Here is a 23,904-nt window from a genome sequence, read left to right as displayed (position 1 = left end):
CTCGCTCAGCCGAAGAGGGTGCGCCAGAGGATCGAACCGACGGCGACGAGTCCGGCGAGCCCGAGCGCCCCGGCGACGACGACCGCGATGATCGCGCCGACGGCGGTGCGGCGGCTGCGCTTCGCCACCGACGGCAGGGCGGCCGCGGGGTCGCGGGTGGGCCCCGGTCCTTCGCCGAGGTCGGGGATCGGCATGCGCAGCGGCTCGCCCGTGCGCGCCGGATAGCGGTCGAGGACGCCGACGCCGGGACCGGGCTCCGCGGTGCGGAGCACCTCGTCCGAGACCGGGGCGGGCTTCGGTTCCCGGCGGCGGCGCCGGGATCGGCTGGGCGCGTGCAGCACCGCGTCTCCGGATGCCGCGGCCCCGGGGCGGTCGGCCGCGGCGCCGTCGAGGGCGGGGCCGTCGACGCCCGGGCCGTTCGCGGCGGCGCCGTCGACCGAGTCGCCCTCCGCGGTGGCTGCCTCGCCGGCATCCGCGGTGCCGCGCCGGACGCCGCGTCCCGAGCGGTCGACGACGACGGTCGCCTCCTCGGGGCGGTCGGCGGTGTCGGCGTCCGCCGGGTCGATCCCGTACCCGGCCGCGCGCTCGGCCGTGCGCTCGACGATCACCGTCGCGTCGTCGAGCTCCTCGTGCGCACCCTCTTCGGGTGCACGCTCCTCGGTCACGATGCCGCCCGGCGCACCGGGATCGTGGTGTGGTCGTCGGCGGCCTCGCCGTCGGCCGCGGGACGGATCGACGTGGTGCCGTCGCCGAGCTCCTCGATGCCGCCGGAGATGACGTCGACGACGACGACCGTGATGTTGTCGCGCCCGCCGGCCTGCCGCGCCCGCTGCACGAGCGCCTGCGCGGCGGACTCGGGCCGGCCGCTCATCGTGAGCGTCGCCCGGATGCCCTCGTCGCTCACCTCGGCGGTGAGCCCGTCGGAGCAGAGCAGCAGCCGTTCGCCGTTGACGACGGGCAGGAGCCAGCTGTCGGCGGTGCTGTCCGGGGCGCCGATGGCGCGGGTGATGACGTTGCGGCGGTCGAAGCTCGCGAGGTCCTCGCGCCGCATCGCGCCGCGGTCGATGAGCTCCTGGCCGAGCGAGTGGTCGATGGTGAGCTGCTCGAGCTCCGTGCCGTGGTGCCGGTAGACCCGCGAGTCGCCGACGTTGAAGACGAGCCAGGCGGGCTCGCCCTCGTCCTCGTCCTCGATGAGCACTACGCCGGTGACGGTGCTGCCCGCGCCGCGATCGGTCTCGGCGGCGACCTTGGCCACCTCGTCGGCGGCGGCGCTCAGCGCGTCGCGCACCGAGGCCACGGTCGCGTACGGCCGTCCGGCGACATGGCGGCGGAACGCCTCGACGACCGCGGCGCTCGCCCGGTCGCCCGCCTCGTAGCCGCCCATCCCGTCGGCGACGAGGAAGACCGGCCACTCCGCGAGCGCGGAGTCCTCGTTCGCGCGCCGGACGAGCCCGACGTCGCTCGCGACGGCGGTGGCGACGGTGACGGCGTGGAGATCGGTCATACCGGGCCGGTCCTCTCGGCGTCGCTGCGGAGCAGCCGGAGGCCGAGGGTGCCGAGCACGAGCCGCTCGCCGACCGGCGTCGGCACGCCGGGATCGATCAGCTGCTCCTCGCCGAAGCGGTCGGGCACGAGCACGCCGTTCGTCGAGCCGAGGTCGACCACGGTCCACTGCTCGCCGTCGCGCCGCAGCTCGGCGTGGGTCTTCGAGAGCGTGCGGCTCGGGTCGGGGACGACGAGCCGCTGCTCGCCCTCCCCCACCTGCCGCGGGTTGCGGCCGAGCACGACGAGCGCGGCGTCGAGGGGGAGCCGGGCGCCGTCGTCGGTGACGAGCGTCCAGCTGACGCGCGGCCGGCGCTCGACGACGACGGTGCGGTCGATCGGGTCCTCCTCGGCGGGCGCGACCATGATCGTGGCGGCGTCGGCGATGTCGTCGTCGCCGGGGGCGGTGAAGGCCGGTTCGGCGCGGGCGGATGCCGCGAAGGCGGAGGCGGCTCCGGCGAACATCGAGGCGGAGTCCGCGAAGGCCGAGGCCGACTCGACGAACGCCGGGCCGGGCGGCATCGGCTCGATGCGCCCGGGCTCGGCGGGCGGGGCGGGTGACGCGGGTGCAGCGGCGGGCGCGGCGGGCGGAACCGTGGGAGCGGCGGGCGGAACCGCGGGAGCCGACGACGCGGGAGCGGGCGGAGCGGGCGGCGGGGCGAACGCGGGCGCGGCCGGCGGGGCCGACGGCTGCGGCTGGGCCTGCGGAGCCGGCGGCTGGGGCGGCGCCGCCTGGGCCGGCGCGGGCTGGGCCGGCGCGGGCTGCGCCGGCGCGGGCTGGGCGGGCGCGGCCGGGGGCAGGGTGCCGCCCGCGGGCGGGGCGACCGGCGGCACCGCGAAGCTCGGCGGCACGATCGGCGCGGCCGCGGGGGCCGCGGGGGCCGGGCGGGCGGTCGCGGGCTGCGGAGCGGAGAACGGGGCGTGGGCGGCTCCGCCGGCGGCGAAGGGCTCCTGCGACGGCAGGAACGCCGACCCCTGCGGGGCCACCGGCGGGATGACGCCGGGCTGACCGGCCGCGAGCGGGCCCTGGGCGAGGGGCGAGGGGCCGGTGTTCGTGCCGAACGGCTTCGGCAGCCGGCCGCGTTCCGGATCGGGTGCGGCGCCGAGGGCGAGCATCGTCGCCCACACGGGCGGCAGCAGGATGCCGACGACGGTCGTGCCGACCCCGCGCCAGCACTGCGTGGTCACCCGGTGCACCGCGAGGATGCGGAAGTAGAGCCCGACGAGCTGCACGATCGGGAGATACAGCAGGATCGCGGCCCACTTGGGCTGCCCGCCGAGCCCGAAGAGCTGCATCTCGTTGTAGACCGGCACCCACGCCGACCACGCGGGGAGGCCGAACTTCTGGAAGACGCGGGCGAGCATCGCGGCGTACCAGACGTAGAGTCCGACGGCGACGAGGAGCCAGACGAGCGTCGTCACGAGCATGACGACGGCGAGCTGCTGGGAATCGGCGGGGGTCATCTGGCGGGCTCCTCGATGAGAACACGTGCGGGTCGGATGGAACGCAGGAACGACGCGAACGACAGCGTCACCGCGAGCCGGCGGGGCGCACCCTCCCGGCTGCGGAGGGCCGTGGTCTCCTGATCGACGATAGCCCACGCGGCATCCGCGTCGGCAGGGCTCGGCGGGTCGCCGGCGAAGACGGCCCGTTCGACGAGTGCGGCGAGCGCGGCCGCGGCGGGCCGACCGCTCGCACGCGCCGTCGCCGCGCGGGTGGCGGACTCGCCCGGGATGACGCCCTCGTCGACGTAGCGGTCGACGAGCTCGTCCCACGCGCCGACGATGCGCACCTCCGGAGCGGACTCGCGTCGCCGCGCCGCGCGGCGCCAGCGCTTCGCCGCGAGCAGGGCGAGGAGCGGCAGCAGGAGGCAGAGGAGCGCGGCGAGCCCGAGACCGGTCCACTTCAGCACGCCGAAGAGCAGCGAGAGATCGGTGCCGGCGTCCTCGACCGGTGCGGCCTCTGCCTCGCTCGCGTCGCTCTGCGCGGGCGGCGGGTCGAGCGTGTCGGTGTCGGGCCGTTCCGGGCGGGTCGGATGCTGCGGGAGCTGCTCGCCCTCCTTGATGAAGCTCGGCGCGACCTCGTGCTGCGGGGTGACGTCCACCGTCGCCCACTCGCCGTTCGGCGAACGCACCTCGACCCAGGCGGTGAGCGCCCCGCCCGGGCAGACCTCGTCGCAGCGTTCGACGCCGTCGACCTCCTCGGCCCCCGCGAGGCGGAAGCCGAGCACGACGCGCGACTCGTAGCCGAGGGAGCGGGCGAGGAGGGCGACCGCGGCGGAGAACTGCTCGTCGTCGCCGACGCCCGCGACGAGCTCCGCGTCGCTCGCCTGCTCGCCGGCGAGGCGCTGCTGGTCGACGAGCTGGGTGAAGAGGGCTTCGATGCGCGCGGTCGAGTGGCCCGAGTAGCTCGGCAGGAAGGCGTAGCCCGACCCCATCCGCTCGATCCAGCCGGCGGCGGCCTCGCCGTCGGTGGCGGCGTGGCTGAGGTAGCCGCGGGCGCGGAGCCGCTCCACGAGCGTCGCGAGGCCCTCCGCCGTGCGCGGCTGCGCCTGCAGTTCGACCCACGCCGTGAGGGCCGGGTAGGACTCCTCGTCGAGGGCCGACTGCGTCGCGGGGCTGCCGAGGACGTCGAGCCCCCGGGTCTCGTCGGCGTGCGCCACGAGCCGGTAGCGGTCGCCGGCGGTGAGGCCGCGCTCGGCGTCGCGGCCGCTCGAGCCGGGCAGCGGGGCGATCGAGATGGAGGTCGCCCCGTCCGCGGAGCGGTGGAAGCCGTCTTCGAGCGCCACCGCGCGCTCCCCGGAGAAGTCGGGCGCCGCGATCAGCCCGAGCGGGGCGGGCACCCAGAGGCCGCGGTAGCCGTCGCCGACGGTCAGCTCGAACTCGGCGTCGTCCGCGCCCCGGATGGCGGCGCGGGGCAGCCGGGTGAAGCGGGTGTCCGCGTCGGCGGGGTCGGCGGCGACCTGGAACATCTCGCCGTCGAACTCGTCGAGCGTCGCGATGCGCACCCGTTCGACCCCGGCGGTGTCGCCGTCGAGTTCGAGCCAGGGCTCGTCGATGCGGTCGCTCGTGAACGCGGCGCGGTAGCCGGTGAGCGGGGACGGCGCCTGCCGGACCGCGAGCTCGGGGTCGATCCGGTCGCGGAGCGCGCTGCGGTCGGCGAGCTCGGCGGCGGCCGGGGCGACGGCGGCACCCGCGACGAGGGCGACCGCGACGAGTCCACCGGCGACGGCGCGACGGCGCACCGCGACCCAGCCCGACAGCCCGGCGCGCTGGACCGTGCCGGCCGTCGCCCGCTGGAGGGCGATGCGCCGCGCGGAGCGGGAGCGGAGCAGCAGCCAGCCGACCGCCGCGATCAGCCCGCCGACGCCGACGAGGAGCTCGCGCGGGGCGGGCACCTGCACGGGCCCGATCCAGATCGGGGCGCTGAGCGCACTGGAGCCGAAGACGATGCCGAACGCGGTCATGCCGAAGCCGACGAGCACGGCGAGCGGCGACCAGCTCCGGTCGGGCACGACGAGGAGCCCGCCGACGAGGGAGCCGAGCAGGATCACCAGGAGGAACGGCACGAGCACCGCCTGGTACTCGCCGAGCGGCAGCGCGAGCGTGAGCAGCTGCTTCCAGCCGACGACGATCCCGACGAAGCCGTCGCGGACGCCGTCGAGGAAGCGCGACGGACTGCCGAGCGCGGAGGGGATCGCCACCGGGACGACGACGAGCGCGTAGCCGACGACCGCCGCGGCGACGACGAGGAGCGCCCCGCCGAGCCCGCGCCAGCGCAGCACGCGCGCGAGGATCGCGATGCCGAGGCCGAGCGCGAGGCCGACCGCCGCGACCAGCAGCATCCGCGGCGAGGCGTAGACGGGCCAGGCGGCGATCGTGGCGAGGACGACCGCGACCACGACGTAGCCGAGCCCGAGCAGGCTCGCCGTGTCGAACGGCGACGGGCCGCGCTCGGGCCGGTCGGCGCGGCGCCCGCGGCTCGGGGCCGCCTCCTGCGCGCTCATCGGCCGGCTCCTCTCGCGAGCAGCTGGCCGAGGTCGTCGAGCTCGGCGATCGTGAGCACGGCGAGCTCGCGCGAGCGGCGGAGGCCGGGCTCGGCGCCGGGCTCGCAGCGCACCGCGACGATCGCGATGCCCGGCGGCAGGGCGACCGCGGCGCGGCGCAGGCGGGCGGTCGGCACCTCCGCACCGGTCACGAGGTAGGCGATGGAGAGGTCGGCGAAGGACCTGGCGACGAGCGCGGCGAGCGACTCGAGGCGGATGACCCGGGCATCGGCGTCGTCGGCGGAGGCGCCCTCGATCGCCGAGGTGGCGTCGAGGAGCACGCGCGGCGAGATGGTCGGGAGCGAGCGCATGGCCTGCACGCTGCCGCGGTCGTCGGGGTCGAGCTCCGCGCTCACGCCCACGAGCACGTCCCGCCCCTCTCGGACGCCCTGCACGCCGAGCGACGCCGCCGCGCTCACCGCGAGCTCGAACTCGTCCTCGTCGCGGTAGCCCTCAAGGTCGAGGTCGAGGAGCACGGCGATGCGGGCGTGCCGCGATTCCTCGTACTGGCGCACCATGAGGGTGCCGGTGCGGGCGGTCGCCTTCCAGTGGATGTGCCGCTGGGAGTCGCCCGGCACGTACTCGCGGACGGCGTGGAAGGAGAGGTCGGCGTCGACGAGCTGACTCGACGGCGCGCCCTCCAGGTCGCGGATGAGGCCCGCGCTCGACGGCGGCAGCTGCGCCGTGACCGGATGCACGTAGACGCGCTGTACCTCGGGCCAGCTGAGCTCGCGACGGAGGATCCGCAGCGGGTCGCCCCGCGAGACGGTCATCGGGCCGACGTCGATCACGCCGCGGCGCTGGGCGGCGATCACGAGCTCCTCGTGGTGGTGGGCGCCCGCGCGGAGGAGCGGCACGTGCGCCTCGACGAGGCCTCGGCCGACGGGGAGGTCGACGACGCCCGGCAGCGCGAGCCGGCGCCCCTCGTTCACGAGGTCGAGCCCGCCGCGGATCTCCGAGCCGGCGACCACCCGGTCGCGGTCGAGCTCGAGCCGGACCCGGTAGTCGTGCGCCCCGAGCAGGAAGGGCACGCAGGCGAGGAGCAGGACGCCCGCGATCACCGCGACGACCCAGGCCTCCATCCAGCCGAACGCCCACCCCGCCGCGATGCCGCCGACGGCGAGCACCGCGAGGAGCATCCCGGCCGGGGACACCGTCTCGCGCACCCAGCGCACCGCGCGGACCGCGCCGTCGCCCGCGCGCCGCCAGCCGCGGCGCAGCCGCACCGCCCCACCCGTGATGCCGCCGAGACGGGTCGCCGAACGGCGCGTGACGCTCGCGCCGCGCGTCGAGGTGACGGTGTCGTGGCCCGCGGGTTCGCGGAGCAGGCGTTCGGGTGCGCTCACGCCACCCCGTTCTCCCTCGGCGCGGGCACGTCGAGCAGGATCTGGTTCACGACGGCGGCCTGGGTGACCCCGTCGAACTCGGCCTCCGGCTCGAGCACCAGCCGGTGCGAGAGGGCGGCCACGGCGAGCTCGCGCACGTCGTCCGGCGTCGCGTAGCTGCGCCCGGCGGCCGCCGCCCAGGTCATCGCGAGCCGCGACAGCGCGATGGCCCCGCGGACGCTGACGCCGAGGCGCACCTCGGAGGCCCGACGGGTCGCGTCGACCAGGCGCATGATGTAGTCGGAGACGAGCGGGTTGACGTAGACGCTCCGGGAGAGCTCGGTCATCGCGACGATGGTGTCGGTGCCGACGATCGCCTCGAGCTCGCCCTTGGGCGAGCCGACGCCCTGGAGGATGCGCATCGTCGCGGCCTCGTCGGGGTACCCGATCGAGGTCTTGATCGCGAAGCGGTCGAGCTGGGCCTCCGGCAGCCGGTAGGTGCCGCCCTGCTCGATGGGGTTCTGCGTCGCGAGCACGAGGAAGGGCGAACCGACCGCGCGGGTGACGCCGTCGATCGTGACCTGCCCCTCCTCCATCACCTCGAGGAGCGCGGACTGCGTCTTCGGGCTCGCCCGGTTGATCTCGTCGGCGAGCACGATGTTCGCGAACACGGGCCCGGCGTGGAACTCGAACTCGCCCGTCTTCTGGTCGAACACGGTGATGCCCGTGACGTCGCCGGGCAGCAGGTCGGGCGTGAACTGGATGCGCGAGCTCGTGCCGTGGATGGTCTGCCCGATCGCGCGGGCGAGCGCGGTCTTGCCGGTGCCGGGCGCGTCCTCGAGCAGCACGTGGCCGCCGGAGACCGCGGTCGCGAGCACGAGCTCGATGACGTGCCGCTTGCCGAGCAGCGCCTGCTCGACGTTGTCCGCGAGGAGGCCGAACGTCTCGTGGAACCAGGCGGCCTGTTCGGGGGCGATGGTCATCGGTGGTCCTCTCGGCGGGGATCGGTGCTGCGGAAGGCGGGGACGGCGGAGCGGCGGATGCCGGAGCGGCGGGCGGCGGGGCGGATGCCGGGGCGGATGCCGGGGCGGAACGCGCGACGGCCGCTCATCCGCCGGTCTCCGGGTCGGGGTCGGGGTCGGTCGGCGGATCCGGGTCGGGCGCCGGGCACACGTCGACGTCCCGGGTGATGTCCGCGAGATCGCCGTACGCCCCGTCGAAGCCGACCACCACCGTCGCCGTCGTCGGGGAGTTCGCGGCATCCCGCGTCCAACTGCGCAGCACGGCCGACCCGGCGCCGGCGCTCGTCACGGTCACGCCCGCCTCGGCGAGCGAGACGTTCGACTCGTTCGGCGGGATCGCGACGCAGGCGCCGCTGAAGTCGACCGACACGGGCGCAGGCGCGGTCTCCGCACCCACCTGGATCTCGTTCGAGCAGTACAGGCCGCCCCAGGTGTTGTGGCACTGACGGGCGAAGACCTGGCCGGGATTCGAGCCGTCGTTCACGGCGGCGCCGAAGTTGCTCGTCCAGCCGGTGCTGCTGGAACGGTACTCGACGTGGAAGTCCTCGATGGCGGCGAGGCTCGGCCCGGTGACCTCGTAGCGGTAGTGGCGGCCGTTCTGCGCGGGCGAGGTCGCGACCGTGTAGCTGGCCTCGCCCGTCGGGGTGTCGGCGCTCGTGTAGACGCGCACCTCGCCGACGCCGGAGGCGACCACGCCGAAGCCGTTCGAGCCGCAGGCCTTGATCAGGTAGCGCTTGCGCTCGTCGAGCCCGTCGATGTCGGGCGTGCTCGAGACCTTCGCCGAGCCCGCGCTGTACGTCAGGGCGCCGCTGCCGTCGGCGGAGCACTGCGGCTCGCTCCCCGAACGCCAGGCGAAGTAGACCATCTCGCCCGGCTTCGCGCTGTGGTTCTGCTGCAGCCCGACGCCCGAGATGCGGATCGAGGAGTTCGTCGTCGCGGTCGCCGCGATGCCGTTCGGATCGAAGTACGGGGCACCGGCCACGGTGACCGGGGTCGAGACCTGCCCGCCCTCGTTGTTGCCGCGCCCGGTCGGCGGCGTGTAGACGCTGATCGGGACGAGCGTGATCGTCTGCGGCCCGGGCGCGAGCGCGAGATCGACCGTCGTCTGCTTGCCGGTGCGGTCGATCGTCTGCCCGGTCTCCTGCACGCGGAACGAGCGCGCGTCGGCATCCGCCGTGATCGACAGCTGCACCACGCCGGTGCCCTGCGCGGTCGTGCCCGCCCGGTACACGGGCGTCGCGACGACGCCGTCGACCGTCGGGGCCTCGTACGCCCAGGCCTCGACGGAGCTCGTCGCGGCCGAGGCGCCGACGCCGTTCACGGCCCGTGCCGAGTACGAGTGCCGCTCGCCGGGCACGAGCCCGCCGACGACGCACAGCCAGACGCCAGGTGCGCCGGGGCGGCAGTCGGCGCCGACGGAACGGCCGCCCTCGAGGATCTCCACGCCCGTCACCGCCGGGTGCGCGCGCAGCGCCTCGCCGAGGGACACCTCCATCGTCACGGAGTTCTTCGTGTAGTCCGCGGTCGCGATCGACGCGGGCGCCTGCGGCAGGCCGAGCAGGTCGACCGTGACCCGGCCCTCGCCCGTGCGGCCCTGCGCGTCTGCGACGGTGAACGGCACGACGCACTCGCCGCCGTAGGCGTTCTGGCCGCTCGGCCAGGTGACGGTGATCGCCGTGTCCCCCTGCATGCCGATGCCGGCGACGGGGCACGAGGTCGATCCGATCGAGCGGAGCTTCAGGCCGGAGCCGGTCTTCCCGGCGAACGGGTCGTACTCGCCGGACACCCCGACGACCGGGATCGAGCAGGAGCTGCCCTGATCGACCGAGCACTGCCGGGTGAAGACGGCGCCGCGCGGTTGATCGGCCGGCGCCTGCCCGACGACGAGCGTGATGGCCGAGGTCAGCCCGCCGAAGGCGCTCACGCCGACGGTGACGGTCTCGCGGGTGCCCGGCCGGGCATCCGCCCGCGCCTCGACGGTGACCTTGGCGCCCTGCTGCGTGACCGTGAACGCGCTGCCCTGGTAGGTGACGGCGTAGTCGAGCTTGCCGCGGTCGCCCTCGCGGCCGCCCTCCCAGCTCGTCATCTCGTCGTACAGGCGGACGATCTCGCTCGCACCGGGCGCGACCGTGCGCGACACGGCGGAGAGGATGGCCTGGGGGTCCTTGGGGATGACCGCGATCGGCACCGCCACCTGCGACCACTCGCGCTGGCCGGGCAGCCGGACGCCGACGAGGCAGAGGTCCGACCAGGGGGAGCCGGCGCCGGCGCGGTACTCGACGCTCGTGCCGCCCGCGGGGGCGCAGCTCGCGGCCTTCCGCTGCACGGGGTACTTCCCGTCGCCGGCGACCTCGACCTTGTCGCCGGAGGCGAGGTCGAGGAGCTTCGCGACGTCGAAGGTCTTCGTCCCCTCCTCCTTCACCTCGACGGGGCTGACGTCGCCGCGGAGCTGGACGCGGAGCTCGTCGGCCGACGGCACGATGAGGAAGCCGAACGCCTCGACCTCGCCGCCCGCGGCGTTCGTGCCGCTCAGGCGGAACGGGACGAGCGCCCCGGCGGCCGGCAGCGGCCCGCGGATGCGCTGGCCCTCGACCGAGTACCCGGCCGCGGACGCCGCCGAGCCCCACAGCTCGAGCTTCAGCGAGCGCGCATCGCCGGAGGCCCAGACGACCCGGCCGCTCACGACGTCGAGGCCGCGCTGCTCGAGATCCAGCCGCGAACGGGCCGTCACGACCGTGTCGCTCACCACGGGCACGTCGGTCGACGCCGCCTCGGTGACGTTCACGACGACGAGGCCCTCGGCGGTGGAGGACGTGCGCTCGGAGGCCACGGTGTAGCGGTACGAGTTGGTGCCGACGACGTCGCCCGCGCGGAGCACGACGCGGCGGTCGGCGAGGGAGGTGCGATCGTCGATGAGCGCGAGGAGGCGCTCGTACTCGGGCGTGCCCTCCGGGGCGTTCGGCACGAGCTTCACGAGCCGGAGCGCGCCCTGCGCGGGGTCGAGGTCGTTGCCGGCCGGGTCGAGGGTGACGGGCGCATCGGAGGAGCGCTGCACCCGCACGTAGTCGCTGAAGGTGACGGGGGCCGCATCGCTCACCGCGGCGGTCAGCACGCCCACGCGCACGGCGGCGCTGCCGGTCGCGCCGGACGCGTCCCGGACCGTGTACTCGAAGCTCGGCTGGGTGTCGCCGGTGCCGTCGGCGGGCGCGGTGTAGACGATCGCGTCGCCCTCGGCGGAGATCGTCGCGACGCCGAGCCCCGCGCCGGGCTGGGTCACCGCGGTGAGCACGGTGCGGTCGCCGTCGGGGTCCATGCCCGCGGCCGGCACCGGGATCGACACGCTCTGCCCGCTCAGCACCCTCGCGACGAGTGACCGCGGCTGCGGGGCCCGGTTCGCCCCGTCGGGCAGCACGGTGACGGTGACGGTGGAGTGGTCGAGCCGGTCCGGCGCCTGCTCGAGGCCGACGGCGTAGCCGAGCTCGTAGGTGCCGGGCGTCTTCGGCGCGAGGTAGCGGATCGAGCTGCCGGACGCGAAGACGAGCTCCCCCTTCGTGCCCGAGCCGGTGACCTCGGGGTGCACGACGAGCCGCTCGGCTCTGGGGCTGACGTCGTTCGCGGTGACGGGGATGCTGACGAGCTCGCCCGCGCGCATCGTCACGGTGTCGGGCATCGCGATGGGGCTGAGCCCGGCCGTCCGGGCCACGAGGAAGACGCTGAGGTCGCCGACCGCGGTGCCGCCGGCGCCGTCCGAGACGGTGACCCTGGCCCGCCCGACGAGGCCGGGCTGGCCGTCGGCGGTCGCGCCGGCGACGCGCACCTGCGACTGGCCGACGAGGCCGATGTTGAGCTCGGGCGAGACGGAGACGGCATCGGTGACCATGAGCACCCGGCCGCCGGTGTTCTGCACGGCGCCGAGCACGTCGACCATGGTGTCCTCGCCCTGCCGGACGAACGCGGTCATCGGGGCGATCGCGATCGGGGCGCCCGGCGGTGCGACGGTCACCCGGATGGTCGCGGCCTGCTCGGCCCGCGTCACGAGGTCCTGCACGGTGAACGTCGCGGTGTACGCGCCCGGCTCGGCGGCGCGCAGCTCGACCTGTCCGGCGGCCGCGTTCGGCACGACCTCGAGTCCGGCGCCCTCCGCCGAGGCCGTCGGCACGGCGTCGAGGAGCCGCAGCGAGCCCGATCCCCCCGAGGCGTGGTCGGCGATGGAGACGATCGCGGTGCGGCCGGCGCCGGCCGTCACCGCCACCGGGGAGACGTCGAGTCCCGCGCTCGACGTGACGCGCACGTCGAGGGTCGCCTCGGCGCTCGCGCCGTGCACGTCGGCGACGGTGATCTTGACGGGGACGCTCGTGCCCGCCGCGTTGGGGTCGGTGTGGCGGATGGCGACGCGGCCGTTGCCCATCGGCACGACCGTGACGGGGGCGGCCGGGTCGAGCGGCTCCGCGCCGGCGAGGACGAAGGCGTCGCCCTCCGGGTCGACCCAGCCGGAGAGCACGTCGACGATGGCCGTGCCGCCGGGCATCAGCTGCGGCGACGGCCACTGCTGCACGCAGCCCTCGACGCCGCACCAGACCGGCGCCGAGTTCTGGTCGTCGGGCACGACGGTGAGCGTGACGGTGACCGGCGCGGAGCTCGCCTGCCCGTCGGTGACGGCGTAGCTGAAGGTGGTCGAACCGCTCGTCGCACGCACGCGGACGGTGGGCGTCTGGTCGTTCGCGACGAGCGAGAGCTCGCCGAAGCCCGGATCGGCGAGGCCGCCGGCCATGGAGGCGCGGTCGACGGTCAGCACGTCCTTCGAGTTCGGGTCGTGATCGTTCAGCAGCACGGGGAGCTCGACCTGCTGGCCGGCGCGCACGCCGAAGGAGTCGGCGACGGCGACCGGGGGCTCCTGCCGGGCGAGGTCCTCGACCTGCTGCGTGCCGACCTTGTCCTCGACCTCGTCGTCGAGGTTCCACTGCTCGAGCGGGACGAGCCGGCCGTCGGGCAGCGTCCAGAGGAGCCCGCTCGCGGTCTCGTTCAGCACGGCGCGGTCGCCGTTGGTGCGGAGCACGGGCGACAGCGAGGCGGAGCCGTCGTTCTCGCCGGGCGGCATGCCGAGGGCGATCGACTCGCCGGTGTCGCTCGACCAGGCGCTGCCGCCGCCGGGGGCGAGCCAGGCCGCCACGATCGCGCCGCCGGCGACGACCGGCCGCGCCGGGGTGCCCCCGTCGGCGACGACGCGCTCGGGCGCGTCCCCGTCGAGCGGGATCGCGAGGAGGCCGTCGGCGTCGGCGAGGTAGGCGGCGTCGCCGGAGGCGGAGCTCTGCTGGAGCAGCGCGTCGGCGCCCGCGTCGAGTTCGATCGGCGCGCCGCCGTCGATCCAGGCGCGTCCGTCGGCCGCGTCGACGACCCCCCAGTGGTCGTCGACCACGGCGAGCTGCACGCCGGCGTCCGCGGCGGGCGGCGCCTCGATCGGGACCGCCTCCCCGAAGCGGCCGCTCTCCGCGTCGTAGCTGCGCACCGCCCCTTCGCGCGCCGAGTACATCACGAGCTGTCCGCTCGGCGAGACGCCGATCGCGTTCGCCGCGTAGGTCTCGTCGTCGGAGCCGCCGCCCTCCTCGCCCGCGAAGGGGTCGACGGGCACCGGCTGCTCGCTCTCGATGCGGCCGACGTGCACGGTGCCCGTGTCGGTGCGGTAGGCGATCCAGTCGCCGGCGGACTGCACCTCGCGGGTGCCGACCGGGGTCGGGGTGCCGCCGACGCCCTCGTCGCCGACGAGGTCGACCGGGTCGGCGACGTTCAGCGGCCAGCGCTGCCCGAGCCCCTGGCTGTAGACGGAGGCCCGGGCACCGGACTGCACGATGGCGCTGGGGTCGTCGACGTCGCGGACGACGTCGATCTCGGCCAGGTCGGTGTTCACCCGGGCGTACTGCCCGGCGTCGCGGCTCACCCACACGGAGGTCTCGAGGCGCGGCACCTGCTGGGCCTCGTAGCCGTTGGCGGTGACGGCGAGCGTGACGACCGTCGCGACGGCCGCGACCCCAGCCACCGCGCCGATGATCGTGCCGCGCGACGGACGACGACCGCTGCGCTCGCGCTGCGCGGCCGCCATCAGAGCACGCCCGCGAGGTTCAGGGCGACGGTGCCGGCGACGAGGACGCCGACGCCGGCGCCCACGCCGATGAGCGTCGGCTTCAGCCATCCGTTCCGCGTCGGCGCGGCCGCGAGCCCGCCGTCGTCGACGATGCGGCCCCGGGGCGTGACGGCAGCGGCGGTGCGCGAGGCGAGGCGGCCGTCCGGCTTCACGGTGGACACGACGGGGCCGCGGTTGGAGGCGTCGGCGAAGTCGATGGGGGCGGCGGCGGCCCACTCCGGGGCGGCGACCTCGAGCGTCGTCGGCGTGAGCCCGAGCTCGTACTGCGCCCAGCGCAGCTGCTCGCCGAACTCGTTCATCGAGGCGTAGCGGCGGGACGGGTCGCGCTGCATCGCGGTCGCGAGCACCGCATCGATGCGCGGCGGCACCCCGCGCGGGGACAGCGGCGTGTACCTGGCGGAGAGCACCCGGCGGGAGAGCTGATCGACGGTGTTGCGCGCGCGGTCGGGCAGCTCGAAGGGGCTGTGCCCCGCGAGGAGCGTGTACAGCGTGGCGCCGAGCCCCCAGATCTCGGAGGCCACGGTGCCCGTGGTCTGCTCGCCGAGCACCTCCGGCGCGCTCCACGGGATCGACATGGCGAAGGCCTCGCCCTGCCCGTCGCCGATCGCGGCGGCGATGCCGAAGTCGGCGAGCACGGGGGCCCCGAGCGAGTTCAGCAGCAGATTGCTCGGCTTGATGTCGCGGTGCAGGAGTCCGGTGCGGTGGGCGGTCTCGAGGGCGCCCGCCATCCGGACGCCGATGTCGAGCACCTCGTCGTACGGCATCGGTCCGCGCTTCGCCTTGGCGCCGAGCGAGTCGGGGCAGTACTCCATGACGAGGTAGGGCCGGCCGTCGGCGGAGATGGAGGCCTGGTGGATCGTGACGATCGACGGGTGCGCGCTGAGCCTCGCCATCGCGTCGGCCTCGACCGTGAAGGAGCGGCGCGCCTCGGCGTCGACGACGTCGACGAGCAGCACTTTCACGGCGGTGACGCGGCGCGGCAGGTCCTGCTCGTAGAGGAAGACGTCGGCGAAGCCGCCGGTGCCGAGCGGGCGCACGTAGCTGTAGCCCGCGAGCACTGGCGGCGCAGAAGGCAATCGCTTCGCCACGCGGCCCCTCCCTGCCAGCTCGTCGTCGGACCGCCGACAGGCGCACCCCGTTCCGTTCCCGGGGTCCGGTCACCGCCCGTGCGGCCCCCGGATCCCGCGGACGCGCTCCCGGCGGCGTCCGCGAGTCATCCTAGATGACCCGCGCTCGGGTGACGAACCCGCGGCTACTCGCCCGCCCCGGCCGACTCGGCCTCGACGTCGGACGCCGCGGTGAGCCGCAGCGACTCGATGAGCTGCGCGGCGTGGTTCGTCGACACGATGAGGCGCGCGAACTCGCCCCCGGAGAGCTCGAGCACGACGGCCTGGCGCTTGCCCTTCACGATGACGAAGTCGCTGCCGCCGTGGTACTTCCACACGCCGACGGCCACGACGAGCGGGACCTCGGTGCCGCGGCGGCGGATGCCCCGGATCCAGATCCACGGGTCGTCGGTGATGATGGCCGAGCGGATGTCGCCCTGCTGCACGACGATGTCGTCGCCGCGCAGGGCGAGCGACTTCTCGGTCGGGGTGAGCTGCACCTCGATCCGGTCGCTGTGCACGCGGAGCTTCGCCATGCCCTCCATCCTGCCCGATCCCCTCTGACAATTCAGGAGGAATCCGGCGCGGACGCATCCGGTTCCCGTCGGGACGGGGCAGGGCGGCGCGCTGAGCCAGGGCGTTCCTGAGTTATGAAGGGGTCAGAGAGAGGGAGCGGCTCAGGCGGGGCGGGCGGATGCCGCGGCGCGCGCCGCGGCCGGGAGCGCCTCGAGGATGCGGCCGATCGCCGCTTCGTCGTGCGCGGCCGTGACGAACCACGCCTCGAACACGCTCGGCGGCAGCGAGACGCCGGCGTCGAGCATGGCGTGGAAGAACGGGGCGTAGCGCCACGCCTCCTGCCGCTGCACGGTCGCGTAGTCGTGGGCGCCGCCCGCGAGCTCCTCGCCGAAGACGAAGCTGAACAGGTTGCCGGCCCGCTGCACGGCGTGCGCGACGCCCTCCGCGGCGAGCGCCTCCGACACGGCGGCGCTGATCGTCGCCGACGCCGCGTCGAGCCGGCGGTACACCTCGGCGTCCGCGGCGCGGAGCGTGGCGATGCCCGCGGCGACGGCGACCGGGTTCCCCGACAGCGTGCCCGCCTGGTAGACGGGGCCGAGCGGGGCGAGCTGCTGCATGAGCTCGGCGCGTCCGCCGAGGGCGGCGACCGGCATCCCGCCGCCGATGACCTTGCCGAAGGTCAGCAGATCCGGCGTGTACGAGGTGTCGGCCGAGCGCGCCTCGAGCCCCCACCAGCCGGCCTCCGAGACCCGGAAGCCGGTGAGCACCTCGTCGCTGATGACGAGCGCGCCGTGGGCGTGGGCCAGCTCGACGAGCGCGCGGTTGAAGCCGGGCAGCGGCGGCACGACGCCCATGTTCGCGGCGGATGCCTCGACGATGACGGCGGCGATGCGCTCGCCGTGCTCGGCGAAGACCGCGGCGAGCGCGTCGAGGTCGTTGTAGGGCACGACGAGGGTGAGCGCGGCGATGTCGGCGGGCACTCCGGCGGAGCCGGGCAGCGCGAAGGTCGCGAGCCCGGAGCCCGCCTCGGCGAGGAGCCCGTCGGAGTGGCCGTGGTAATGCCCGGCGAACTTCACGAGCACGTCACGGCCGGTGGCGCCGCGGGCGAGGCGGATGGCGCTCATCGTCGCCTCGGTGCCGGTGGAGACGAGCCGGAGCTGCTCGACCGGGGCGACCCGGCCCTCGACGAGTTCGGCGAGCTCCGTCTCGGCGGGCGTGGACGAGCCGAAGGAGAGGCCGCGGGCCGCGGCATCCTGCACCGCCTCGACGACGCGCGGGTCGGCGTGCCCGAGGATCGCGGGCCCCCAGCCGGCGACGAGGTCGACGTACTCGCGGCCCTCGGCGTCGGTCACGTACGCACCGCTGGCGGAGACGAGGAAGCGCGGGGTGCCGCCGACGGAGCGGAAGGCGCGCACCGGCGAGTTCACCCCGCCGGGGATCGCGGCCTGCGCGCGCGCGAACAGCTCGGCGTTGCTCGGGCCGGCGCCCTGAGTCGGTCGAAGGGCGTCCCCGTTCATGCCTCGTCCCCGTTCCGGATCCAGGTGGCGAGCTCGCTCGCCCAATAGGTGAGCACGGCGTCGGCGCCGGCGCGGCGGATGGCGCGCACCGACTCGACGATCGCGCGGCGGCGGTCGATCCAGCCGTGCATCGCGGCGGCCTCGATCATCGAGTACTCGCCGGAGACCTGGTACGCCCAGACGGGCACCTCGGACACCGCGGCGACGTCGGCGAGCACGTCGAGGTAGCTGCCGGCGGGCTTCACCATGACGACGTCGGCGCCCTCCTCGATGTCGATGGTCACCTCGCGGAGGCCCTCGCGGCGGTTGCCGGGGTCGAGCTGGTAGCTGCGCCGGTCGCCTTCGAGGGTCGACTCGACGGCGTCGCGGAACGGTCCGTAGAAGGCGGAGGCGTACTTCGCCGAGTAGGCGAGGATGGCGGTGTCGGCGAAGCCGGCGGCGTCGAGCGTCTGCCGCACGGCGGCGACCTGGCCGTCCATCATGCCGGAGAGGCCGAGCAGCTGGGAGCCGGAGGCGGCCTGCACGAGCGCCATCTCCCGGTAGCGGTCGAGGGTCGCATCGTTGTCGACGGCGCCGAAGGGATCGAGCACGCCGCAGTGGCCGTGATCGGTGAACTCGTCGAGGCAGAGGTCGGTCTGCACGACGAGCGCGTCGCCCGCCTCCTCGCGCACGACGCGGGTCGCGACGTTCAGGATGCCGTCGACGTCGGTCGCGCCGGAGCCGATCGCATCGCGCGTCTCGGGGACGCCGAAGAGCATCACGCCGCCCACGCCGGCCTCGGCCGCCTCGGCGACGGCCCGCTTCACGCTCTCGAGGGAGTGCTGCACGACGCCCGGCATCGAGGCGATCGGCACCGCCTCGGACACGCCCTCGCGGACGAAGATCGGCAGGACGAGGTCGGCCGGGTGCAGCCGGGTCTCGGAGACGAGACGGCGGAGCGCGGGACTCTGCCGCAGACGACGGGGGCGGATGGCTGGCGCGGAGCTCACCCGTCAAGCCTACGCGCGCCGAGCCGGGCGAAGCGGCGGGCGACCCAGCCGACGAGCGCCTCGAGCGGGCCGCGCCTGCCGAGCAGGGCGAGCACGAGGCCGATGAGGAGCGCCCCGGCGACGTGCAGCAGCCACAGCCCGGCGCTCGACACTTGCCAGGGCACGCCTGCATCCCAGGGCTCGAGCGAGGCCAGCGCGTCGACGAGTCCGGCGGCGAGTACGTGCGCCGTGTAGACCGTGAGGGGCGCGCCGCCCGCGGCGCCGAGCGGTGCGAGCGCGAGGCGCATGCGCGGTCCGAGGAGCGCGCCGAGCGCGAGGCACAGCCCGAGGGCGAGGAGCGAGGTGCCGCAGGTGATCGCGAGGTCGAACGTCGTGCCGGTGTGCGGTGCGGGCGAGGCGAGCCACCAGAGGCTGCCCGTCGTCGGGCCGCCGTACTGCTCCGCGAAGAACTGCTCGGTGACGCCGGCCTCCCCGAGCTCGGGGGACGCGTCGAGGAGCTGCTCGAACCCGCCGAACACCGTCGCGATCAGCCAGCTGAGCGAGATCGCGACGACGGCGAGGCCGGCGCCGATCGCCGCGAGCCGCACGCCGAGCGCGCGCAGCCGCGCGGGCTCGTCGACGACGGCGAGCACCGCCCGCCCGACCACGAGGCCGACCATGGCGTAGACGAGCCAGGTGCCGACGGGATAGACCCCGGTCACAAGGAGCCCGCGCACGAGCCGCAGCGGGTCCTCGAAGTCGAGCCAGCTCGCGCTGCCCACCTCGAAGGGGACGACGAGATCGCTCCGCCAGAGCTGCAGGAGCGGCGGCCAGACGAGCGCCCAGCCGATCGCGATCGGCACGAGCACCCGGCTCGGCACGCGCAGGAACGGGATCATCGCCCAGAAGGTCAGCGCGTAGTAGGCCAGGATGACGAGGATGCTCCCGGGGAAGAGCCCGAGCGTCAGCCCGATGACGAGGAGCGCGAGCCCGCGGCCGAAGACGGCCCAGCGCGCGGCATCCGCCCGTCCCTCCGCGATCGCCCGGCGCGTCGAGAGCGCGATGCCGACGCCCGCGAGCACGGCGAACAGCGCCGCGGCCTTGCCCTGCAGGACCGCGGAGAGCGCGGGGGTGCCGCCGTCGGGCTGCCAGGTCCAGAGGTGGGTGGCCATCATCCCCGCGAGCGCGAGGAAGCGCGCGTAGTCGATGCCGACGATGCGCCCGGCCCGGCCGGCGCGCACGCCGCGGCCGACGGTGCGCTCGCCCGGCCCGCTCGAAGTCATGAGCCGAGACTACGGCCAGCGATCGCCGGACTCAGTTCACGCGCGGGCGAGCGCCGCGTTCACGACCGCGTCGATGAGCGACTCGGCGCTGCGCTCGACCGCGACGACGTCGACCCGCAGGCCGAGCTTCGCGGCATCCCGCTGCGTCTGCGGCCCGATGGCGGCGACGAGCGTCTGCTCGGGGATGGGGCCGAGCTGCTGCTGCACCTGCTCGGCCACGCTGCCCGAGGTCACGAGCACGGCGCTGACGTTGCCCGCGCGCACGTCCTCCACGACCTTGTCGGCGATCGGCACGCCGACGGTGCGGTACGCGACGACCGCCTCGACGTGGTGGCCGATGCGCTGCAGGCCGACGGAGAGCACCTGCTTCGCGATCGCCGAGCGGAGGGCGAGCACCCGCAGACCCTTCTGACCCTCGGTCGCGGCCTCCCACTCCTCGAGCAGGCCCCGCGCCGAGTTCTCCTCGGAGGGCACGATGTCGACGTGGTACCCGGCGGCGGCGAGCGCCGCGGCGGTGGTCTCGCCGACCGCCGCGACCTTCGTCGACGCCGGGATCGCGGCACCGTAGGTGGAGAGCACGTCGACCGTGGTCGCGCTCGTGAGGGTCACCCAGTCGAACTCCCCGCGGCCGAGCTTCTCGAGCGCGGCCTCCAGGGCGGCCTGGTCGTCGGCCGGGGCGAAGTTGATCATCGGGGCGATGACGGGGGTGGCGCCGCGGGAGCGGAGCGCCGCGGCGACCGCGTCGCCCCAGGGACCGCCGCGGGGCACGAGCACGCGCCAGCCGGCGAGGGGCTTGCCGTCGCCCGAGACGGACACGTTGATCGTGCCCGTCATCGGTTCGAATTCGCTCACCGCGGCTCCTCGAGTGCTGCCAGTTCTGCGGCACCGTTGCCGAGGAGTTCGGCGACGACGCGCTCGGCGACGTCGCCGGCCGCCTCCGCCAGGTCGGCGGTCGAGCGGCTTTCGGGGGTTGCGGCGTGAGAACTCGTCAGCTTGCGCGCCCCGTCGGCACTGTACACGGTGGCCGTGAGGAACAGAAGTTCGTCCTCGATGAAGGCGTTCGCGGCGATCGGTGCGGAGCAGCCGGCCTCGAGCCCGGCGAGCACCAGGCGCTCGGCGAGCACCGTGGCCCGGGTGGAGCGGTGGTCGACCCCCTCCAGCGCGCGCTCGAGCACCCGCTCGCCGCGCTCGCGGCGGACCTCGACCGCGAGGGCGCCCTGGCCCGGAGCGGTCGGCCAGTCGGCGAGCTCCAGCAGCTCGGTCGCGGCCTCCAGGCGGCCGAGCCGCCCCAGGCCGGCGGCGGCCAGCACGACGGCGTCGAGCTCCCCGCTCGCGACCTTGCCGAGCCGCGTGTCGACGTTGCCGCGGAGGTCGACGACCTCGAGGTCGGGGCGCACCGAGCGCAGCTGCGCGATGCGGCGCGGCGAGCCGGTGCCGACGCGCGCGCCCTCGGGCAGCTCCGCGAGGGTGAGCCCGTCGCGGGCGCACAGCGCGTCGCGCGGGTCGGCGCGCTTCGGCACGGCGCCGAGGCGCAGGCCCTCGTGCTCGGCGGTCGGCAGGTCCTTCAGGGAGTGCACCACCACGTCGCAGTCGCCGGCGAGCAGCGACTCGCGCAGCGCCGCGGCGAAGACGCCCTCGCCGCCGATCTCGCTGAGCGAGGCGCGGGAGGTGTCGCCCTGAGTGGTCACCTCGACGAGCTCGATCTCGGCGCCGCCGGCGGCCTTCGCGATGCGCTCGGCGATCCAGCGGGTCTGGGCGACCGCGAGGGCGCTGCCCCGGGTGCCGACGCGGATGAGCTCGCTCACGGCGCGATCCCGGCCAGTGCGGGGCGGAAGCCGAGGCGGACGTTCTCGCAGCATCCGGGTCGGCACACGTCGTACCACGGGCCGAGCTCCGTCATCGCGGGGCGCTCCTCGGTGGGCGTGCCGTTGACGCGCTCCAGCACGAGGTCGACGAGGCCGGCGACGTAGGCGGGGTGGGTGCCCGGCGTGGGCACGCGCACGGCCTCGAGCTCGTGCTCCTCGCAGCTCTCCAGCGCCTCGTTGTCGAGGTCCCAGAGCACCTCCATGTGGTCGCTGACGAAGCCGAGCGGCACGATCACGACGGCCTTGCGGCCCGCAGCAGGCAGCTCGGCGATGGCGTCGTTGATGTCGGGCTCGAGCCACGGCATCGACGGCGGGCCGGAGCGGGACTGGTAGACGAGCTGCCAGGGCACGTCGCTCGCCCCGGCCTCGCGCATGACGACCTCGGCGACGGCCCGGTGCTGGGCTGCGTAGGCGCCGCCCTCGCCGAAGCCGCGCTCGGCCGGGCCGGACTTCGCGGCGTCGGTCGACGGGATGGAGTGGGTCGCGAAGAGCACCTCGACGCCGCTCGTGCGGTCGAGGCCGGCGACCCGTCGCTCGAGTTCGGCGATGCCGTCGCGGACGCCCTCGATGAAGGGCTGCACGAACCCGGGGTGGTCGAAGAACTGGCGGACCTTGTCGATCTGGATCGTCTCGGCGAGGCCGGTGTCGGCGAGCGCGTCGGCGAAGTCCTCGCGGTACTGGCGGCAGCTGGAGTACGAGCTGTACGCGCTCGTCGCGATCGCGATGAGCTTCGTGTACCCGCGCTCGTTCGCCTCGTTCAGCGCGTCGTTGAGGTACGGGTCCCAGTTGCGGTTGCCCCAGATGACGGGCAGCTCGACGCCGCGGCGCGCGAGCTCCGCCTCGAGGGCGGCCTTGAGCTCGCGGTTCTGCTCGTTGATCGGGCTCACGCCGCCGAAGTGGCGGTAGTGGTGCGCGACCTCCTCGAGGCGCTCGTCGGGGATGCCGCGTCCGCTCGTGACGTTCCGCAGGAACGGGATGACGTCGTCCTGGCCCTCCGGCCCGCCGAAGCCGGCGAGCAGGATGGCGTCGTAGGCGACGGGTTCGGTGACGTGCTCGGCGCCCGACTGCGCGGGCTCCGTCGCGCCCGGCACGCAGGCGCCGGAGGCGCAGTACGCCTCGGCGGCCGGTGCCGGCTTGCGGCCGCGGGCGGCCTCGCGCTCGGGTGCTGCGGCCCCCGTCGACCCCAGGTTCGTCGCGGCCATTACTGCAGCACCTCCACGAGCTCGGCGGTCGAGATCCGTCGACCGGTGTAGAACGGGACCTCCTCGCGCACGTGCAGGCGCGCGTCGGTGGCGCGCAGCTCGCGCATGAGGTCGACGAGCTCGGTGAGCTCGTCGGACTCGATCGGCAGCAGCCACTCGTAGTCGCCGAGGGCGAAGGCGCTGACGGTGTTCGCGATCGCGCCGCGGAACGAGGCGCCCTTGCGGCCGTGCTCGGCGAGCATGCGGGAGCGCTCCGCGGGGTCGAGCAGGTACCAGTCGTAGCTGCGGACGAAGGGGTAGACCGTCATCCAGCCCTTGGGCTCGATGCCGCGGAGGAAGCCGGGCACGTGCGCCTTGTTGAACTCGGCGTCGCGGTGCACCCCCATCGCGTTCCAGGTCGGCAGCAGTGCGCGGAACAGGCGGCTGCGCTTCAGCTCCCGGAGGGCCCACTGCAGCCCTTCGGCCGTCGGGCCGTGCAGCCACAGCATGACGTCGGCGTCGGCGCGGAGGCCGGACACGTCGTAGATGCCGCGCAGCGTGACGCCCTCGTTCTCGACGAGCGCGATGACGCCGTCGAGTTCGGTGACGAAGCGCGGAACGTCGCGCCCGTCGAGGTCGTCGGGGCGCGCCGGGTCCTTTCGGAGCACGGCGAAGAGCGTGTAGCCCTCGGGCGACTGCTCGGGTTCGGACACGTGACGGAGCTCGTCGGCTGCCCCTTCGGCAGCGGGGGAAGACATACCCCCAGTCTCCCCCTTTCCCGCGGAAGGTCCAAAAGGGAGGCGCGCACCCCGCCCGGATCGCCCGGAATCCGGGCGGTTCAATCGTCGCCGGTCGCGGCGAGCGCGTCGAGGAAGCGGATGACGACCTCCCGCTCCTCCGGCGCGAGCGCGGCGGCCGCGGCGAATCGCCGGGCGTGCTGGCGCCCGACGGTCTCGCGGGCGTCTTTGCGGGTGTGCTCGGTGACGGCGATCGCGAGGGCGCGCCGGTCGCTCGGATGCGGCGAGCGCGTGACGTGGCCGCCGCGCTCGAGCCGGTCGAGGAGCTTCGTGGTCGAGGCGCTGGAGATGCCCAGGTGCTCGGCGAGCGCGCCGGGCGTCACGACGAGGCCCTGGTTGCGTGCGGCGATGAGGAAGCGGATGGCCCGCATGTCGGTCTGGTTCAGCTGCATGTAGCGGCGCGAGGCCTCGCTCATCCGCTCGGAGGCCGCGTGCCAGCCGCGCAGCGCCTGCATGACCCGGACGACCTGGTCGACCTCGTCGTCCCCCAGTCCGCTGCGGTCGACGAGCTCCTCGTCGCGATCGACGATGCGCGGGTCGTGCATGCCGGATTCGACGCGCCGGCTGCGCTCCCGCTCATCTGCCATGTCGAGATTC

General features: G+C 74.9%; 17 protein-coding genes. All 17 read right to left on the bottom strand.

The window, feature by feature from the left end; translation table 11 throughout:
• Positions 1-5 precede the first annotated feature (5 nt).
• The 17 genes from ROT00_RS15095 to ROT00_RS15015 all read right to left on the bottom strand — a co-directional run bounded on the left by ROT00_RS15095 (position 6) and on the right by ROT00_RS15015 (position 23,894).
• Positions 6-665, bottom strand: coding sequence for a hypothetical protein (locus ROT00_RS15095; RefSeq protein WP_404775851.1), 660 nt, complete (start codon positions 663-665; stop codon positions 6-8).
• Positions 662-1,504: a PP2C family protein-serine/threonine phosphatase gene (locus ROT00_RS15090; protein WP_404775850.1), complete on the bottom strand. Its 843-nt coding sequence runs from the start codon at positions 1,502-1,504 to the stop codon at positions 662-664. The genes ROT00_RS15095 and ROT00_RS15090 overlap by 4 nt, the downstream gene beginning before the upstream one ends.
• A complete protein-coding gene (locus tag ROT00_RS15085) occupies positions 1,501-3,006 on the bottom strand; it encodes a DUF5684 domain-containing protein (RefSeq protein ID WP_404775849.1) in 1,506 nt (501 codons plus the stop codon). The genes ROT00_RS15090 and ROT00_RS15085 overlap by 4 nt, the downstream gene beginning before the upstream one ends.
• Positions 3,003-5,549 carry a transglutaminase family protein gene (locus tag ROT00_RS15080; RefSeq protein ID WP_404775848.1) on the bottom strand — a complete coding sequence of 849 codons (2,547 nt, stop codon included), beginning with the start codon at positions 5,547-5,549 and terminating at the stop codon, positions 3,003-3,005. The genes ROT00_RS15085 and ROT00_RS15080 overlap by 4 nt, the downstream gene beginning before the upstream one ends.
• A complete protein-coding gene (locus ROT00_RS15075; RefSeq protein WP_404775847.1) occupies positions 5,546-6,934 on the bottom strand; it encodes a DUF58 domain-containing protein in 1,389 nt (462 codons plus the stop codon). The genes ROT00_RS15080 and ROT00_RS15075 overlap by 4 nt, the downstream gene beginning before the upstream one ends.
• On the bottom strand, positions 6,931-7,896 hold the full coding sequence (locus ROT00_RS15070; protein WP_404775846.1) for an AAA family ATPase: 966 nt from the start codon (positions 7,894-7,896) through the stop codon (positions 6,931-6,933). Before ROT00_RS15070 ends, ROT00_RS15075 begins: the two co-directional genes overlap by 4 nt.
• 124 nt (positions 7,897-8,020) lie before the next feature.
• Complete coding sequence (locus ROT00_RS15065; protein ID WP_404775845.1) at positions 8,021-14,032, bottom strand: Ig-like domain-containing protein; 6,012 nt, start codon at positions 14,030-14,032, stop codon at positions 8,021-8,023.
• A complete protein-coding gene (locus tag ROT00_RS15060; protein WP_404775844.1) occupies positions 14,032-15,162 on the bottom strand; it encodes a serine/threonine-protein kinase in 1,131 nt (376 codons plus the stop codon). The genes ROT00_RS15065 and ROT00_RS15060 overlap by 1 nt, the downstream gene beginning before the upstream one ends.
• A gap of 164 nt (positions 15,163-15,326) precedes the next feature.
• Positions 15,327-15,716: a hypothetical protein gene (locus ROT00_RS15055; RefSeq protein ID WP_404775843.1), complete on the bottom strand. Its 390-nt coding sequence runs from the start codon at positions 15,714-15,716 to the stop codon at positions 15,327-15,329.
• Positions 15,717-15,857: 141 nt separating this feature from the next.
• On the bottom strand, positions 15,858-17,213 hold the full coding sequence (hemL, locus tag ROT00_RS15050; RefSeq protein WP_404775842.1) for a glutamate-1-semialdehyde 2,1-aminomutase: 1,356 nt from the start codon (positions 17,211-17,213) through the stop codon (positions 15,858-15,860).
• Positions 17,210-18,202 (bottom strand): porphobilinogen synthase, encoded by a 993-nt coding sequence (hemB, locus tag ROT00_RS15045; RefSeq protein WP_404775841.1) that lies wholly within the window; start codon positions 18,200-18,202, stop codon positions 17,210-17,212. The genes hemL and hemB overlap by 4 nt, the downstream gene beginning before the upstream one ends.
• On the bottom strand, positions 18,199-19,464 hold the full coding sequence (locus ROT00_RS15040) for a DUF418 domain-containing protein (protein ID WP_404775840.1): 1,266 nt from the start codon (positions 19,462-19,464) through the stop codon (positions 18,199-18,201). The genes hemB and ROT00_RS15040 overlap by 4 nt, the downstream gene beginning before the upstream one ends.
• Positions 19,465-19,500: 36 nt before the next feature.
• Entirely contained in the window at positions 19,501-20,298 is a 798-nt protein-coding gene (locus ROT00_RS15035; protein ID WP_404775862.1) for a uroporphyrinogen-III synthase, read from the bottom strand.
• Positions 20,299-20,312: 14 nt separating this feature from the next.
• The gene (gene hemC, locus ROT00_RS15030) at positions 20,313-21,269 is read right to left on the bottom strand and encodes a hydroxymethylbilane synthase (protein WP_404775839.1); all 957 of its coding nucleotides are present in this window, start codon (positions 21,267-21,269) and stop codon (positions 20,313-20,315) included.
• Positions 21,266-22,531, bottom strand: a complete 1,266-nt coding sequence (locus tag ROT00_RS15025; protein ID WP_404775838.1) for a ferrochelatase — start codon at positions 22,529-22,531, stop codon at positions 21,266-21,268. Before ROT00_RS15025 ends, hemC begins: the two co-directional genes overlap by 4 nt.
• A complete protein-coding gene (hemQ, locus tag ROT00_RS15020; protein WP_404775837.1) occupies positions 22,531-23,268 on the bottom strand; it encodes a hydrogen peroxide-dependent heme synthase in 738 nt (245 codons plus the stop codon). Before hemQ ends, ROT00_RS15025 begins: the two co-directional genes overlap by 1 nt.
• An 80-nt stretch (positions 23,269-23,348) precedes the next feature.
• Complete coding sequence (locus ROT00_RS15015) at positions 23,349-23,894, bottom strand: MarR family winged helix-turn-helix transcriptional regulator (RefSeq protein WP_404775836.1); 546 nt, start codon at positions 23,892-23,894, stop codon at positions 23,349-23,351.
• Positions 23,895-23,904 lie beyond the last annotated feature (10 nt).

Source organism: Agromyces mediolanus (assembly GCF_044917495.1).
In the GTDB taxonomy this organism is placed as follows: domain Bacteria; phylum Actinomycetota; class Actinomycetes; order Actinomycetales; family Microbacteriaceae; genus Agromyces; species Agromyces mediolanus_B.
The sequence above is the reverse complement of the archived record's forward strand: the minus strand, read 5'-3'. Positions and strand labels throughout refer to the sequence as shown.

Coding starts and splice junctions, on each gene's coding strand:
- ROT00_RS15090 (WP_404775850.1), bottom strand. CDS start 1,504: ATGACCGATCTCCACGCCGTCACCGTCGCCACCGCCGTCGCGAGCGAC.
- ROT00_RS15085 (WP_404775849.1), bottom strand. CDS start 3,006: ATGACCCCCGCCGATTCCCAGCAGCTCGCCGTCGTCATGCTCGTGACG.
- ROT00_RS15080 (WP_404775848.1), bottom strand. CDS start 5,549: ATGAGCGCGCAGGAGGCGGCCCCGAGCCGCGGGCGCCGCGCCGACCGG.
- ROT00_RS15070 (WP_404775846.1), bottom strand. CDS start 7,896: ATGACCATCGCCCCCGAACAGGCCGCCTGGTTCCACGAGACGTTCGGC.
- ROT00_RS15065 (WP_404775845.1), bottom strand. CDS start 14,032: ATGGCGGCCGCGCAGCGCGAGCGCAGCGGTCGTCGTCCGTCGCGCGGC.
- ROT00_RS15055 (WP_404775843.1), bottom strand. CDS start 15,716: ATGGCGAAGCTCCGCGTGCACAGCGACCGGATCGAGGTGCAGCTCACC.
- hemL (WP_404775842.1), bottom strand. CDS start 17,213: ATGAACGGGGACGCCCTTCGACCGACTCAGGGCGCCGGCCCGAGCAAC.
- ROT00_RS15040 (WP_404775840.1), bottom strand. CDS start 19,464: ATGACTTCGAGCGGGCCGGGCGAGCGCACCGTCGGCCGCGGCGTGCGC.
- ROT00_RS15035 (WP_404775862.1), bottom strand. CDS start 20,298: ATGACGGGCACGATCAACGTGTCCGTCTCGGGCGACGGCAAGCCCCTC.
- ROT00_RS15025 (WP_404775838.1), bottom strand. CDS start 22,531: ATGGCCGCGACGAACCTGGGGTCGACGGGGGCCGCAGCACCCGAGCGC.
- hemQ (WP_404775837.1), bottom strand. CDS start 23,268: ATGTCTTCCCCCGCTGCCGAAGGGGCAGCCGACGAGCTCCGTCACGTG.
- ROT00_RS15015 (WP_404775836.1), bottom strand. CDS start 23,894: ATGGCAGATGAGCGGGAGCGCAGCCGGCGCGTCGAATCCGGCATGCAC.